Here is a 14,473-nt window from a genome sequence, read left to right on the forward strand (position 1 = left end):
CCAGGCTTTGTTCCGTCAAGAAACGCTCGTGCGGCCGACGATCCTCAATCCTCTCTTCGCCGAGATCACCGCCCTGCCGGGCGTCGGGCCCCGGTTTGCCAAACTCTTCGCCAAGCTGGCGGGGGCGCGCGCCGTGGACCTCTGTTGGCATCTGCCGACGGGCTTGATCGACCGCTCCTATCAGCCGCGGCTGGCCGAGGCCGAAATCGGGCGGGTGGCCACCGTCACGGTCACCGTGATCGCCATCGAGCCGGGACGCACGACGCGGCAGCCGCTGCGGGTCCGCTGCGAGGACGCGACCTCGACGCTCGATCTCGTCTTCTTTCACGCAAAGTCCGACTGGATCGCCAAACAGCTCCCGCTCGGCGCCACGCGGGTCGTGAGCGGCAAGGTCGAGGCCTTCGGCAGTCATCTGCAGATGGTCCATCCGGACTACATTGCTTCGCCCGAGGAAAAGGACAGCCTCGCCGGCGTCGAGCCCGTCTATCCCTTGACCGCCGGACTGACGCCGAAGACCGTGGCGAAGGCCGTGCGCGCCGCCGTGGCGCGGGCTCCGGAGCTGCCCGAGTGGCTGGACCCGGCGCTGCAACGTCAGCGCGGCTGGCCCGGCTGGCAGGCGGCCCTGCGGGCGGTTCACCACCCGGAGGGCGCGGGCGACCTCGAGCCCGCCGCGACGGCACGTCAACGCCTGGCCTACGACGAGCTGCTGGCGAACCAGTTGGCGCTCGCGATCGTGCGCCTCAACCAACGCAAGGCGCGCGGGCGCGCGCTGCGCGGCGATGGTGGTCTGACCGCCAAGGCGCTGGCCGCCCTGCCCTTCGCGTTGACGGCGGCGCAACAGGAGGCCTGGACGGAGATCGCAGCCGATCTGGCGACCGAGACCCGCATGCTCCGGCTGCTGCAAGGCGACGTCGGCAGCGGAAAGACCGTAGTCGCGCTGCTGGCTATGCTGACCGCCGTGGAGGCCGGGCATCAGGCGGCCTTGATGGCGCCGACCGAACTGTTGGCGCGCCAACACTACGAAACGATCGCGCCGCTGGCCGAGGCCGCCGGCATCGAGGTGCTGGTGCTGACCGGCCGCGACAAGGGCAAGACCCGCCAGGCGGCCTTGGCGCGGCTGGCCGACGGATCCGCCAAACTGGCGATCGGGACCCACGCGCTGTTTCAGCAGGAGGTCGCCTTTGCCGACCTGGGGCTTGCCGTGATCGACGAACAGCACCGCTTCGGCGTCCATCAGCGCCTCTCGCTGGCGGCCAAGGGGCGGGCCGTCGACGTGCTGGTCATGACGGCGACGCCGATCCCGCGCACCCTGGTGCTGACGGCCTACGGCGACATGGAGTCCTCGCGGATCACCGGCAAGCCGCCGGGCCGCCAGCCGGTCGACACGCGTACTCTGCCGCTGGAGCGTCTGGAAGAGGTGGTGGAGGCCGTCGGCCGCAAGATCGCCGAGGGCGGCAAGGTCTACTGGGTCTGTCCTCTGGTCGAGGAGAGCGAGACCGGCGATCTCGCCGCGGCCGAGGAACGCTACGCGCTGCTGGCCGAGCGCTTCCCCGGCAAGGCCGGCCTGCTGCACGGGCGCATGAAGGCAGCCGACAAGGATGCCGTCATGGCCGGCTTCGCCGGAGGACCGCTGCAGTTGCTGGTCGCCACCACCGTGATCGAAGTCGGAGTCAACGTGCCCAGCGCGACGGTCATGGTGGTCGAGCAGGCCGAGCGCTTCGGCCTCGCCCAACTACATCAACTGCGCGGCCGCATCGGACGCGGGTCCGAGAAATCCATCTGCCTGCTGCTCTACGCCTCGCCCCTCGGGCAGGTCGCGCGCGAACGCCTGAAGGTGCTGCGCGAGACCGACGACGGCTTCCGCATCGCCGAAACCGACCTGGAGCTGCGCGGCGCCGGCGAGCTTCTGGGAACCCGGCAGTCCGGCCTGCCTCAGTTTCGCCTCGCCGATCTGGACCGGCAAGCCGACCTGCTGGCCGTCGCCCGCGACGACGCCCGCCTGATCCTGGAGCGCGATCCCGAGCTACAAAACCCGCGCGGCCAGGCCCTGCGGGTGCTGCTCTACCTCTTCGAACGGGACGAGGGCATCCGCTATCTGCGCTCCGGTTGACGGAAGCGCAGAGGGCGCGCTGTCCGAGGGCAGGATCGCCCTCTAGTCCTCGGCCAGATGCCTTTGGCGAACCGGCCCCCTGTACTTCGAAGTGAGGTCTTCCGGGACCTCGGTTCCATCCTGGAGGAACGGCAGGATGCCGCGCCTGAGCGAGCGGCCGCGCATCGCGTCGATATCGGCCTCGGAGCGCGTGACGCGCTGCGCCATCCGCCGTCCCCAGAGCGCGAGATCGTCATAGAGCTTCACCCGCACCTCGGCGTGATCCGGACTGTCGCCGAGATCGCGGAACTCCTCCGGATCGCGTTCCAGATCGAACAGCATCGGGCGGAAACCGCCCTCGGCATGGATCAGCTTCCAGCGGCGGTCGGCAACCATGAAGAGCCGCGCGTCCCGCGCGCTGACCCCGAGCGTCTCGCGCATCGGCGTGACGGAGTAGTCGTATTCACTGATCACGAAATCGCGCCAAACCGATGGAGCTTCTCCGCGCAGGAAGGGCATCAGCGAGCGCCCCTCGATGATGTGGTCGGGGACCTCTCCGCCGGCGACCTCGACGAAAGTCGCGGCCAGGTCGATGCTCTCCACCAGCGCGTCGCAGGTCGTACCGCGGGTCGCATCCGCCTCCGGCCGGGGGTCGTAGACGATCAGGGGGATCTTCACGGAAGGATCGTGGAACAGATCCTTCTCGCCGAGCCAGTGATCGCCCAGGTAATCGCCATGATCGGAGGTCAGGACGATCATGGTGTCCCGCATCCGCCCGGCCGCCTCGAGATAGGCGAAGAGACGGCCCATTTGATCGTCGGCCTGCTTGACGAGCCCCATGTAGGCGGGGATCACCTTTCGCCGCACCTCGTCTCTCTGGAAGGCCTGGCCGATCCGGTTGCCCATGAAGGCGGCATAGATGGGGTGGGGCGACTCCCGTTCGATCTCGCTGCGGACGGCCGCCGGCACGTGGTTCGCGCCATAGAGCGCGTGGTAAGGCGCCGGCACGATGTAGGGCCAATGCGGTTTGATGTAGCTGAGATGGCAGCAGAAGGGCGTCGCGGCCTGTTCCAGAAACCGCAGCGCTTCGCCGGTCAGCCAGGGCGTCTCGCTGTCCTCCTCGCGGACGTTGGCCGGCTTGTCGGCGTTTTCGAAGAACCAGCCGGTCGCGATCTCCTCGCCTTCGACCCCGGCATTTGCGTAGTCGGCCCAGGGATTCTCTCCGTCGTAGCCCCGGGCCTTGAGGTACTCGTTGTAGGGGCTGCGTTTCGCGTCGTAGAAGCCGTCCGGACCTTCCGCCCAAAGCCCGTCGTCGCGCACCCAGGCATCGAAGCCGCATTCCGCCTGACGGGCGCCGATCAGACTGTCGGGCGACAGCCCGAGCCGCTCCATCCCCTCCGCATCGGCCTTCATGTGGGTCTTGCCGACAAGCCAGCAGTCCATGCCGAGCCTGCGCAGATGATCGCCCAAGGTGACCTCTCCGACCCTGAGCGGAAAGCCGTTCCACTGCGCGCCGTGGGAGGAGGTATAGCGCCCGGTGTAGAAGCTCATGCGGGACGCGCCGCAGATCGGCGATTGGGCATAGGCGCGTGTGAAGCGAACGCCCTTGGCCGCGAGCGCGTCGATATTGGGCGTATGAAGGTGGGGATGTCCGGCGCAGCTCAGGTAGTCGAAACGAAGCTGGTCGAACATGATGAAGAGAATGTTCATGGCAGGCGTTCGGTCCATCGCGAGGCCGGCCGGCTCCGGGGAACCGGCCGGCAGTTTCGGGGCGGGAAAGCGGTCTACTGCGCGGGCGCCGCACTGCCTTCCGGGATGGTCACGCCGATCTCGCGATAGTATCGCTCGGCCCCGGGGTGCAGCCCGAGCCCGCCGTCCTGCACGGCGTAGTCGAGCGTGATGTCCTCCAGCCAGGGCGCGCTGTCCCGCATGGCGGCGGTTCCCTCCCAGAAGGCCTTGGTCACACGATAGACGGTCTCCTCATCGAGGGACGCGCGCGTCGCCACGCCGACGATCGAGTTGATCGTGTAGACATCCTCGCTGTTGGTCACGCCCTCGCCATAGACCGCGACCGGGATCGGATCGAGCTTGCGGCCCGGGACGCGCGCGGGCGCGAGCTTCGCCTCGTCCATCGTCTCGACCTCCGCTTTGGTCGGTCCGAGGAGGGTGAGCTGCGCGGTCGCGGTCAGCTGCTCCACTTGCGGAAAGGGCGCGATCCCGCCGTTGATGTAGACGTCGATCTGCCGGTCCTGAAACGCCTGAAAGGCGGAAGACCAGGAGCCGTTGAAGCTCTCGAAATCCTCGTCGGGCTTCATCCCGGTCTGGGCCTCGACCCACTTCTGCGCGGTCGCCCAGGCACCGCCGCCCGGCGGGCCGAGAAAGACGGTCTTGCCGCGCAGATCCTCCAGGGAGGCGATGCCGGAATCGGCGTAGGTCAGCACGTGGTAGGCGCCGTAGGGAAACCAGAAGACCAGGCGAAGTTCCTCGGCCAGTTCGGGGGCGCGTTCCAACTGTTGGTACATCCGCGTCCCCTCGGACAGGAAGCGGTAGATCGTGGGCGACGTCATCGCGAAATCCAGGTCGCCTTCGGCGAGACTGATCATATGACGCGTAGCCGCGCCGGTGGCATCGACGGTGATGTCGTGCTCATCCTGACCGCGGTTCACGATGGTCGCCATCGTGGACATGGTCAGATAGGCCGACGAGCCGGGCGCGATGGTGGCCATCTTGAGATCCTCCGCCACCGCTGTCGCGGCGGTTCCCAGGATCGCGAAGGCGGTGAAGCAGGCTTTCCAGTGTCTCATGTCTTTCCTCCCATTTCGATTTTCGCGGTTTTGATTTTGAAGGCGGAGCGCCGGTGAAACGCGATCAGCGCGGCTGACAGAGCGAGACCGGCGAGGCTGACCGGCAGGTAGGGAACCAGGGCCAGAAGCCCCGCCAGCAAGCGCAAGCCGGATTCGCCCCGCGAGAGACGCCGCAGGTCGAAGCGCGGCAGCGCCGTCGCAACCATCCAGGTCGAACAGCCGAAGATCGCGAAGGCCCAGGCGAGACCGAGCGGGCTGACGCCCTCGATCAAAAGGATGTCCGGATGCCAGACGAAGAGAAAGGGTATGACGAATCCCGCGAGCGCCAGCCGAAACGCCTCGAGACCCGTCGCCATTGGCCGGGCGCCCGCGATCGGCGCGGCGGCGAAGGCGGCGAGCGCCACGGGCGGTGTCACGACGGACAGGACGGCGAAGTAAAGCATGAAGAGATGCGCGGCGATCGTCGGCAGACCCAACTGTTCCAGAGCCGGCCCCATCACGATGGCGACGATCAGATAGGCGGGCGCCGAGGGAACCCCCATGCCCATGACCAGAGATCCGAGCATGACGAGAAGCAGCGCCAGGAAGAGAGAGGTGCCGGACACCGACAGGATGGCCTGCGCGAACTGCAGGCCGACGCCGGACATGTTGATCACGCCGATGACGAAACCGATGGCGGCGACGATGACCATCAGCGTCGCCGCCGTATGCCCGGCCGCGATCAAGGCCGAGATCCAAGCCTTCGGATGACGGAACGCGGGGAATAGGAGGAGACAAAGCAGGGTCGCCGCGATCAGCGCGGTGAAGCCCGCGTATTGCGCCGTCCGACCCTGGAGAAGAACGAAGACGATCATGCCGAGTGGCAGAAAGAAGGACAGGCTTTGGAGCCAATCGCGCGAGGTGACCGATTCGACTTCGGGCGCCGGCCGTGGCGCGAGGCCTTGCTTGCGCGCCTCGATCAAAACCATGGCGAAGAGGGAGAGGTAGTAGAACAGCGCCGGAATCAAGGCGGCAATGACGATCTGCAGGTACGGGATTCCGGTCACGTCGGCCATCAGAAAGGCCACCACGCCCATGACGGGCGGCATGATCTGACCTCCGGTGGAGGCGGCCGCCTCCACGGCCCCAGCGAAGGTCGGGCGAAAGCCCGCCCGCTTGATGATCGGAATGGTGAAGACGCCGGTGGAAACCACATTGGCGATGGGCGACCCGGAGAGCGTGCCGAAGGCGCCGGAGGCCACGATGGCCGCATGCGCGGGACCGCCGGTAACCCGGGCCGTGGCGGCCAGTGCCATCTTGAGCAGAACGCGTCCCGCTCCGGAGGTTTGCAAGACCGCCCCGAAAACGATGAATACCAGGACGACGCGTCCGACCACCTCGACGGGGCGGCCGAAAACGCCGTCTGTGGAGTACCAGAGATTCTCGGCGACACGGCTCCAGCGCTCGTCGGCCCCGAAGGGTGCCAGGACGTAGACCGCCAAGGCGAGACAGACGAGCAGCATCGGCCAGCCGAAGCCACGGTAAGTAGCGTAGAAGATCAGCGCCAGCGCCCCCCAGGCCAGCGCGAGTTCCCCATCCGAGATGTCGATGAAGAAGGTCTCCTGCGCATGCATGATCGAGACCCAGAGCCAGATCATACCTGCAAAGCCGACCGCGAGGCCGCCATGGAACGAGAGACGCCGGATCCCGCCGGGCTGGGACAGGAGCAGGATCGAAAGCCCCAGGCCGACCGTCAGGCCGGAGTAGAGCGTGGTGTCGAACACGCCGAAGCCCGCGGCGTGAACCGCCAATCCCGACAGTATCAGGGAAAGGCCCGCGGTCAGCCCTGCGGACCCACGCGCGATCAGGTCCCTCACGTCTCCACCCCATTTTGTATCCGTAGGATGCGTCGGCCTGCCCGTGCCGCAAAACGCTATTCCAAAACGTGCCACTGAGTGGCACGTTTCGCGTCATGCTCAAAGAGAGCCGTTCGCTGGACCGAGGTATTTCCTTGATGGAGGCGCTGGCCCGGCGCGACTCCATGTCCTTGGCCGAGCTTCACAAGACGACGGGTCTCCCAAAGTCCACGATCCGCCGCCTCATGGCGACGCTCGTGGCGCGCTCCATTGCCCGGCGGTCGCTCGCGGACGGCCGCTACAGACTGAACGTGACCTTGCCCAGTATTTCGCCCGAGCCGATTCCGCGAGGGCTCAGTCTGCTCGCGGACGTCGCCCTGCCGGATACGCTGGCGCTGACCCGCGCAGTGGGCTGGCCCTCAGATCTGCATATTCTCGACGGCACGGCGATGCAGATCATCGATTCGACCCGCGTGTTCAGCCCGTTTCAATTCAATCGCGAGCAAATCGACCGGCGGGTCAACATTTTCGGTGCGGCCAGCGGAATGGCCTGCCTCTCGCTGCGAAACGAAGCCCAGGTCGCTGCCCTGCACGAAGCCACCAAAGGAGATCGGACCTGGGGTCTCGCCCGCTTCGGCATGGACCTCGACGATTACCTTCCGATTTTGGACGAGGCGCGACGGCGCGGCTTCGGCACACGGCTTCCGAGCTATCACGGGGAACGGCCGCTCGACGGATCCCTTGCGGCCATTGCGGTGACGATCGGGCCACGGGGACTGGGTCTCGGGGCGCTCACCTTGGTCTGGCCGCGCGCCTTCAGCTCGACCGAGCTCTTCGCGTCGGAACACCTGCCGGCGCTGCGGGCCGCCGCGGAGGCGATCAATCGGGCCTTGGACACCAGCCGGCGGATCGACAGGCATTGGCTTGAAGAGCCGCGGGAGGAGGTCCGCTAGTCGGGTTCGGGCGACTCCCAGTCGGCGCCCTCTTCGCCGTCTTGCGCGCGCCAAGTCCGGGCAGGTGAGGTATGATTTCGTTCATGACAGGGGTCTTGATAACCGGGCGCGGACAAGACCATGACGAGCGATCGCTTCTATACTCCCGAGATAGTGTCCCCCTACCCCAAGACCTTCGAGTTGATCGAGAATTTCGAATACAGCTCTCACCTGCGGATCGGCCGCAAAAACAAGAAAATCGTCCGATACCGGGAGTCCGAGGTCAGCTATGTGGTTCTCCGCGATTACAGCGTGACCTTCACGGTCGACGGCCGAAGACAGCGACTGACCGTGCCGGCAGGAATGATGACCGACCTGGCCTCGGTCCCCGCCTTCGCGCGCCCCGCCATCGGCCGCGTCGGACCGCATCTGGAAGCCTCGATCGTTCACGACTTCCTCTTCGTGGCTTGGCAACTGCTTCCAACCGGGGTCGCCCGGCCGAGCGACTGGCGCTTCGCCAACGAGGTGATGTATGCGGCGCTCCGGCAAACGGCGATGGCCGCCTGGAAGCAGTGGGCGGTCCGCCGCGCGCTCAACGGCTTTTCCTGGCGCGTCTTCCGCGAAGCCGAGCCCGACCGGGAGAGGCTGTTTCTCGATCCAGAGCGGGACTGTCTCTTCAGGCAGATCAACCGGACGGTCGCCGACGACGACGCTACCGGCCCGCCCAGAAGCCTACTGACCGCGGGGCTCGTGCCGCGGCCGGCTTTGTCGTCAGCGGTTTCCTGACACCGTCTCCAACGGATCGGACAGATCGTCGCCCAGCATCTTACCCTTCTCGCCGTTGGTGCGATCCGGCGGCGTGACGATGCCGGCCGATACCACCATCTTCAGCCCCTCCTCCACGCTCATGACCAGATCGGTAATCTCGTCGCGCGGCAGGAACAGCAGGAAGCCGGAGGTCGGATTGGGCGTGGTCGGCAGGAAAACATTGACCACTTCCTCGTCGGTGATTTCCTGGATGTGGCCTTCGGTCTTGCCCGTGATGAAGCCGATCGCCCAGCTTCCGGGGCGCGGATACTGGATCAGCACGCAGTCGCGGAAGGCGTCGGAGCGCGCCGCCAGCACCGTCTCGAAGATCTGTTTGACCGCGCTGTAGAGGCTGCGCACGACCGGGACCCGGCCCAAGATCCACTCGCTGGTGCGCATGAGCCAGCGGCCGACGATCCCGGCGGCGAACATGCCGATCACCGTCAGACCGACGAAGACGATCAGCAACCCAAGTCCGGGCAGGCCGAAAGGCAACACGTCGTCCGGCCGCCATTGAGCCGGCAGCCACGGCGTGACGCGCGCATCCACGAAGGCGATGAACTGCCACGCCAACCAGAAGGTGATGGCCGCCGGAGCCGTGACCAGAATGCCGGCCAGCAGGTAGTTGCGCAGGCGCTGCGGCAGGCCGGGACGGATCGACTTCGCTTCGGCTTGCTCGTCCAGCAGGCGTTGAATCGCATCGTTCTGACTTGGCCGCGCGTCGGCCGGCGGCACGACGATTCCGCCGGAGACGACCAGCTTCAGCCCCTGCTCCACCGTCATGTCGAGGATATTGACCTCGTCGCTCGGCAGAAACAGCAGGAAGCCGGTCGTCGGGTTGGGCGTGGCGGGAACGAAGACGCTGACCAGGGTCTCGTCGGTCAGGCGTTGCACCTCTCCCTTCGTGACGCCAGTGACGAAGCCGATGGCCCAGCAGCCTTCCTGCGGATACTGCACCAGCGCGACCTCGCGGAAGGCCTGGCTGCGCTGCGCCAGCACCGTCTCGAAGATCTGCTTGACCGCCCCGTATATAGAGCGGACCACCGGCACCTGGTCGAGCAGCCGTTCGAACTGACGCATGACCATGCGTCCGGCAATCCCGGTAAAGAGCATCCCGACCAGAACCAGAAAGATCAGAACGACGATCAGCCCCAAGCCGGGCAGTCCGAAGGGCAGATAGGTCTCCGGGTTCCAGCGGGCCGGAACCAGCGGTGTCACGCGCGCATCGACGAAGGAGACCACCCCCCAGGTGAGCCAGATCGTGATCCCCAGCGGTGCGGCGATCAGCACGCCGGCGAAGAAGTAGTTGCGCAGACGAACAGCCAGGCCGGGACGCGCGGCAGGCCGGGGCCGTGGCGGACGCCGACCGGAGCTGTCGGGCTTTGGCGATTTACGGAAAGCGGTCATACGAACTCTGAAAGGGAAATCGACGGCGATAAATAGGCCGGCGAGAGGGCTAGAAGAAGGCCTCGAGCGCAGCCAGCGTTTCCGCCGGCGCTTCCTCTGGCACGAAGTGGCCGCAGGGCAACGCCTGCCCTTCCACCTTCTCCGCCTTGGCGCGCCAGACGGCCAGCACGTCGTAAGTGCGCTGAACGACCCCTTTTTCGCCCCAAAGCACCAGCAACGGGCAGTCGATCCGCTCACCGGCGTCGGCCTCGTCATGCTCCAGATCGATGGTGGCGGACGCCCGGTAGTCCTCGCAGGTGGCGTGGATGCCAGCCGGATCGAAGCAGCGCTCGTATTCCGCCAAGGCCTCGGATGCGAAGACCTTCAGGCCGCTCTTCCCCCAGGCGCCCAGGCAGTGACGCAGCCAGGCCGATGGATCGGCGGCGATCATGCGCTCCGGCAGGTCATAGGGCTGGATCAGATAAAACCAATGGAAGTAGGCGGCCGCGAAGGCCATGTCTGTTTGACGGTACATGGTGAGCGTCGGCGCGATATCGATCACGCAGGCCCGCCGCACACGCTCCGGATGATCCAGGCAGAGCCGGTGGGTGACACGCGCACCGCGGTCGTGACCGACGAGGCCGAATCGCCGAAAACCCAGGTCGTCCATTACCTGAACGACGTCTGCCGCCATGGCCCGCTTGGAATAGAGCGCGTGGTTGCCGCCGCCGGGCGGCTTGGCACTGTCGCCGTAGCCGCGCAGATCCGGGCAGATCACGGTATGGCGCTCGGCCAACTTCGGCGCCAAGTCGTGCCACATCGCATGGGTTTGGGGATAACCGTGCAGAAGCACGAGGGGGTCGCCGCTGCCGCCGATGCGCAGATTGATCTCAGCATCGCGTGTCGCCACGCGGCGCTGTTCGAAGCCTTCGAAGAAGCCTGCTGACACCCCGACCTTCCCCCGACTGAAACCCATTCGGTGGGGTCGCCCGCCACCTTGCGGCCTAGCCTAGAGCATCCGGCGTCCAGGGGAAGGCGAATAAGACGGCTTCGACGCGGCGGCAAGACCATGCCCCCAGAAACGTGAAACTCGGAAGCGCGCCGCACCGAAACGCGAAACGGCGCCCCGCGGGACGCCGTCTTTCGCAGTCTCGAGCCCGTCGTCCCGAAGCCGGGAGACGGGAATGGTGCGGCTGAGTGGACTCGAACCACCACGGCCTCGCGGCCACAGATACCTGAAACCTGCGCGTCTACCAATTCCGCCACAGCCGCATCACGTCGCGTCGGCAGCCCCCGTTTGGAGCCCGAAAGCAAGACCCGTTCCGACAAGGCGGTGGTGCGGCTGAGAGGACTTGAACCTCCACGGGGTTTCCCCCACAGCGCCCTCAACGCTGCGCGTCTACCGATTCCGCCACAGCCGCGCGGGTCCCGCGAACAGCCCCAACCACGGACTGCCGAGGCGTCCGGCAAAACCAAGGTCAAGACCTGGCCCCAGCCGAACGAGACGGCGTATCTAGCGCGTTCACCCCGACCACACAAGAGGCCTAGAGCGTTTTTCGAAGGGCAGGTAAACCGCCCCTGCGCGGCTCGACCCGGCCCATCGAGCCTGAACGGAGATTTTACGCCTCCGATCCGGTCTTTTGTGACGCAGGCCGCGCAAGGACCCTGGAGCGCGCCCTCGACGCTGCCTATAGTCCGCACGCCATGAGATACTTTCTGATCGGCGGCGGTCTGTTCGGGATCCTCGCTCTGTCCCTCTACTTCGCCGTGGTTACCTGGATCGACCTGGGCGAGGTTTCGCTGGGATGGTTCGGTTGGCTGACCATGATCGTGGGATCCCTGATGGCCCTCGGCCTCGGCGGGGGCCTGATGGCGCTGGTCTTTTACTCGGCACGCCGCGGCCACGACGACGCCCACCACGATCAGGGGGTCTTTCGGCTCAGTTCCGTCGAAAACGAACCCGAGCCCGATCCGGACCCGATCTCGGACCCGAAATCCGAGCGCGGGCGAGATAACCGCCGAAAGAACGACGACGCGTGACGGATCTGGTCGCCCACCCCCATGAAGACCGGCCGCTGCGGGTCCTGCAGGTCATGGCCGGGGCGGCCCAGGGTGGCGCCGAGACCTACTTCATGACGCTGACCTTGGCCCTGCAGCGCGCCGGCGTGACACAGGCCGCGGCGATCCGACGGCACGGCGAGCGCCGCGCAGCTTTGAGCGATGCCGGTGTTCCCGTCACCGAACTGCGCTTGGGCGGTCCGCTCGACCTGGTTTCGCCCTGGCGGCTGAAGGCCCTGACCGCGCGTTTTCGGCCCGATATCTGCATGACCTGGATGGAACGGGCGAGCGCCAGGATGCCCCGAGGCCGTTATCTGACGATCGGGCGGATCGGTGGCTACTACAAAGCCAAGTACTTCACGCGCTGCGATCACCTGGCCTGCATCACGCCGAAGCTGGTCGAACGGATGATCGGGCAGAACTGGCCAGCCGAACGGGTACACTTTCTGCCCAACTTCTCCAAGGTGGAGCCACTGCCGCCGGTCTCGCGCGCCGATTTCGACACGCCCGAGGACGTCCCGCTGCTGCTCGCCCTTTCCCGCCTTCATACCAACAAGGCCTTGGATGTCCTGCTCCGTGCGCTGGCGCGCCTGCCCGGCGCCTATCTTTGGCTGGCTGGAGAAGGCCCGGAGCGTGCCGTGCTGGAGGCACAAGCCGCAACCGCCGGTCTGAGCGAGCGTGTACGCTTTCTGGGCTGGCGTCAGGATCGCAGCGCCCTGTTGGCGGCCTGCGACATCGTCGTCTTTCCCTCCAGGCAGGAGCCCTTCGGCAGCGTAACGCTGGAGGCCTGGGCCCACGGCAAACCGCTGGTCGCCGCGGCCGCAGACGGCCCGGCCGGTTTCGTCCGGTCCGGTGAGGACGGCTTGCTCGTCGCAATCGATTCGGTGGACGAACTGGCGGAAGCCATCGAACGGGTCGTCACGGACCCGGCGCTGGCCGCCCGCCTGGTGGCCGCCGGGCAGGTACGCTACGAAGCGGACTTTACCGAACAAGCCGTGGTGAGTCGCTGCCTTCGCCTTTTCCGGGACCTTCTGGAACATCCCGCCTGAAGCCACGGGACGAAGCTGAGGCGTTGCACAGCCGGCCTCGAGGCCGCATCATCCGGCGGCACAAAAAAGAAACCGTTCGGGGGCTGCGTCCGTGGATCTGATCTATTTTCTCGAGTCTGGTGGAACGCTGCTGCTCGCCGGCTTGATTCTGGTATTCGTCATCGGCCGCAAGAAGGCCGCCACCGGGGTCTGGCCAACGTCATTGGTCCTCGCCAATGGCTTGGTGATTTCCATGGTCGGCCTAACGGCGCTCGGCATCGTTCTCTTCATCAAGAGCTTCAGCGGAACCTGAATCTGGCACCGCAAAAAACGATCTTAGTGCATTAAAACAATGCACTAGATCGCTTTTCTCATTCAATCTCGCAGTTACCTGCAGCTCGGACTTCCTGTGGTTCAGCCCTTGGGCCCGAACAGCAGCCAAGCGATGAAGCCGACGAAGGGGAAAATCAGAAGCACGACGACCCAGACCACCTTCGCTCCTGTCGAAGCGCCGCTCTGCACCGTCTTGACGATGGCGTAGACGATCAAGATCAGGCCGATCAGCCCGAGAATTCCGGCGACTTCGATTCCCATTTCCGCAGTTCCCCTATGTGGTTCGACGAATTGCGACTATCGCAGAGTCGCCCTGCTGCGGCCAGAAGTTGAAGGGGGAGTCATCGAAATCCTCCAAAGCGCAGCAAGACGTGGATGCAGGAGTCCGGTCCAGGCGGCAGAATCTCGAGGCCTCTTGGAGATTGGTGAGCCCGGCTGGGTTCGAACCAGCGACCTACTGATTAAAAGTCAGTTGCTCTACCAGCTGAGCTACGGGCCCCCGAGCACGACGGTCGGGGCTGCAGCGCGTTTCGGCGCTGCTCTGGCATCGACCGACGCCACCATAGTGACGGCGCGCCGAGGGTCAAGCCGTTCCGGATGTTATCCGACGGCTCGGCTTGCGCTCTGCGATCTTAGGTCTCGCGCAGGGTCTGGATCTTTTTGCCGTCGCCGTCGCCGCTGCGCGACTCGAGATGGAAACGCTCGGCCAGACGCTCCGTCACCTTGGGCGGCACGAAGCTGGAAACATCGCCGCCGAGACGACCGATTTCCTTGACGAAGCGCGAAGAGATGAACTGCTGGCGCTCGCTGGCCATCAGGAAGATCGTTTCGATCCGGCCGTTCAGACGGGAATTCATGCCGGCCATCTGGAACTCGTACTCGAAATCCGAGACGGCGCGGAGGCCGCGGAGAATGGCGCCGGCGCCGACCTCCTCGCAGAAGTGCATCAGGAGGTTGTCGAAGGCCTGCGCTTCGATCACGGTCGAGTTGGTGTCGAGCGTGGCGATTTCCGCGCGCACCATGGCCAGCCGTTCGTCGATATCGAACAGCGGCCCCTTGCCCGCGTTGCGGGCCACGGCGACGATCAGCCGGTCGACCAGCCGCGCCCCGCGCCGGATGATGTCCAGATGGCCCAGGGTGATGGGATCGAAGGTGCCGGGATAGACCGCGATCCGCGGCTTGTGTCCCTGTTCAACCATCT

Annotated in this window: 13 protein-coding genes and 3 tRNA genes; 6 read left to right on the top strand and 10 right to left on the bottom strand. The window is 65.9% G+C overall.

Going from position 1 to position 14,473, the window contains the following annotated elements; genetic code table 11:
• The first annotated feature begins 28 nt into the window (after positions 1 to 28).
• Complete coding sequence (recG, locus tag DBZ32_RS03885; protein WP_119165783.1) at positions 29 to 2,110, top strand: ATP-dependent DNA helicase RecG; 2,082 nt, start codon at positions 29 to 31, stop codon at positions 2,108 to 2,110.
• A gap of 42 nt (positions 2,111 to 2,152) precedes the next feature.
• Here recG and DBZ32_RS03890 read toward each other — a convergent pair whose 3' ends face one another.
• From DBZ32_RS03890 to DBZ32_RS03900, 3 genes are all read right to left on the bottom strand, one after another.
• Complete coding sequence (locus DBZ32_RS03890) at positions 2,153 to 3,799, bottom strand: alkaline phosphatase family protein (protein ID WP_119165784.1); 1,647 nt, start codon at positions 3,797 to 3,799, stop codon at positions 2,153 to 2,155.
• A gap of 74 nt (positions 3,800 to 3,873) precedes the next feature.
• Positions 3,874 to 4,893, bottom strand: coding sequence for a TAXI family TRAP transporter solute-binding subunit (locus DBZ32_RS03895; RefSeq protein ID WP_119165785.1), 1,020 nt, complete (start codon positions 4,891 to 4,893; stop codon positions 3,874 to 3,876).
• Positions 4,890 to 6,749, bottom strand: coding sequence for a TRAP transporter permease (locus DBZ32_RS03900; protein WP_162906545.1), 1,860 nt, complete (start codon positions 6,747 to 6,749; stop codon positions 4,890 to 4,892). Before DBZ32_RS03900 ends, DBZ32_RS03895 begins: the two co-directional genes overlap by 4 nt.
• A 95-nt stretch (positions 6,750 to 6,844) precedes the next feature.
• Here DBZ32_RS03900 and DBZ32_RS03905 point away from each other — a divergent pair, with 95 nt between their 5' ends.
• Complete coding sequence (locus tag DBZ32_RS03905; protein ID WP_119165787.1) at positions 6,845 to 7,681, top strand: helix-turn-helix domain-containing protein; 837 nt, start codon at positions 6,845 to 6,847, stop codon at positions 7,679 to 7,681.
• 120 nt (positions 7,682 to 7,801) lie between these two features.
• The gene (locus tag DBZ32_RS03910) at positions 7,802 to 8,446 is read left to right on the top strand and encodes a DUF1353 domain-containing protein (RefSeq protein ID WP_119165788.1); all 645 of its coding nucleotides are present in this window, start codon (positions 7,802 to 7,804) and stop codon (positions 8,444 to 8,446) included.
• Here DBZ32_RS03910 and DBZ32_RS22390 read toward each other — a convergent pair.
• From DBZ32_RS22390 to DBZ32_RS03930, 4 genes are all read right to left on the bottom strand, one after another.
• The gene (locus tag DBZ32_RS22390) at positions 8,432 to 9,874 is read right to left on the bottom strand and encodes a DUF502 domain-containing protein (protein WP_235830037.1); all 1,443 of its coding nucleotides are present in this window, start codon (positions 9,872 to 9,874) and stop codon (positions 8,432 to 8,434) included. The genes DBZ32_RS03910 and DBZ32_RS22390 overlap by 15 nt on opposite strands.
• Before the next feature lie 49 nt (positions 9,875 to 9,923).
• Positions 9,924 to 10,802, bottom strand: coding sequence for an alpha/beta fold hydrolase (locus DBZ32_RS03920; RefSeq protein WP_235830038.1), 879 nt, complete (start codon positions 10,800 to 10,802; stop codon positions 9,924 to 9,926).
• A 236-nt stretch (positions 10,803 to 11,038) separates the two neighbouring features.
• Positions 11,039 to 11,125 (bottom strand) — tRNA-Leu (locus tag DBZ32_RS03925).
• A 62-nt stretch (positions 11,126 to 11,187) separates the two neighbouring features.
• Positions 11,188 to 11,274, bottom strand: a tRNA-Leu gene (locus DBZ32_RS03930).
• A gap of 283 nt (positions 11,275 to 11,557) precedes the next feature.
• On the opposite strand from DBZ32_RS03930, the gene DBZ32_RS03935 reads away from it, so the two are divergent.
• The 3 genes from DBZ32_RS03935 to DBZ32_RS03945 all read left to right on the top strand — a co-directional run bounded on the left by DBZ32_RS03935 (position 11,558) and on the right by DBZ32_RS03945 (position 13,252).
• Positions 11,558 to 11,893, top strand: coding sequence for a hypothetical protein (locus DBZ32_RS03935; RefSeq protein WP_119165790.1), 336 nt, complete (start codon positions 11,558 to 11,560; stop codon positions 11,891 to 11,893).
• The gene (locus DBZ32_RS03940) at positions 11,890 to 12,960 is read left to right on the top strand and encodes a glycosyltransferase (protein WP_235830039.1); all 1,071 of its coding nucleotides are present in this window, start codon (positions 11,890 to 11,892) and stop codon (positions 12,958 to 12,960) included. The genes DBZ32_RS03935 and DBZ32_RS03940 overlap by 4 nt, the downstream gene beginning before the upstream one ends.
• A gap of 91 nt (positions 12,961 to 13,051) precedes the next feature.
• Positions 13,052 to 13,252 (top strand): hypothetical protein, encoded by a 201-nt coding sequence (locus DBZ32_RS03945; protein ID WP_119165791.1) that lies wholly within the window; start codon positions 13,052 to 13,054, stop codon positions 13,250 to 13,252.
• A gap of 101 nt (positions 13,253 to 13,353) precedes the next feature.
• On the opposite strand, the gene DBZ32_RS03950 is transcribed toward DBZ32_RS03945, so the two are convergent.
• The 3 genes from DBZ32_RS03950 to coaD all read right to left on the bottom strand — a co-directional run bounded on the left by DBZ32_RS03950 (position 13,354) and on the right by coaD (position 14,471).
• Entirely contained in the window at positions 13,354 to 13,533 is a 180-nt protein-coding gene (locus tag DBZ32_RS03950) for a PLDc N-terminal domain-containing protein (RefSeq protein WP_119165792.1), read from the bottom strand.
• Positions 13,534 to 13,695: 162 nt separating this feature from the next.
• Positions 13,696 to 13,771: transfer RNA gene (locus DBZ32_RS03955), tRNA-Lys, on the bottom strand.
• Positions 13,772 to 13,904: 133 nt separating this feature from the next.
• Positions 13,905 to 14,471, bottom strand: a complete 567-nt coding sequence (coaD, locus tag DBZ32_RS03960; RefSeq protein WP_119165793.1) for a pantetheine-phosphate adenylyltransferase — start codon at positions 14,469 to 14,471, stop codon at positions 13,905 to 13,907.
• Positions 14,472 to 14,473: the final 2 nt, after the last annotated feature.

It is taken from the genome of Algihabitans albus (assembly GCF_003572205.1).
In the GTDB taxonomy this organism is placed as follows: domain Bacteria; phylum Pseudomonadota; class Alphaproteobacteria; order Kiloniellales; family DSM-21159; genus Algihabitans; species Algihabitans albus.